Consider the following 271-nt stretch of genomic DNA (forward strand, 5'->3'; position numbering starts at 1 on the left):
GGTAAGCTTTAAAGTTCCCTTTTTTTAACCGATTCCCTTATCTAACAATCATCTTCTTCAGTCGCCATCGCCGCCGGCCGCCAACTCAGCAGCCGCCTCTTCGGGCTCCCCGAGCTCAAATCCTCCAAGCTCTCCTACGACAACATCCCCACCGTCATCTTCGCCCACCCGGAGGTCGGCGCCATCGGCCTCACTGAGCCCGACGCCCGCGCCAAGTACGGCGACGACAAGGTCAAGATCTACCACACGCGCTTCACGGCCATGTACTACG

General features: G+C 58.7%; 1 protein-coding gene. It reads left to right on the forward strand.

What is annotated here, in order from left to right; genetic code table 11:
- Positions 1 to 183 precede the first annotated feature (183 nt).
- Positions 184 to 271 (forward strand): hypothetical protein (locus L9G74_RS20680; RefSeq protein WP_238898637.1); only part of this gene is annotated, 88 nt, incomplete at its 3' end.

Origin of the sequence: Shewanella electrica (assembly GCF_022321485.1) — a bacterium.
GTDB classification, from domain to species: domain Bacteria; phylum Pseudomonadota; class Gammaproteobacteria; order Enterobacterales; family Shewanellaceae; genus Shewanella; species Shewanella electrica.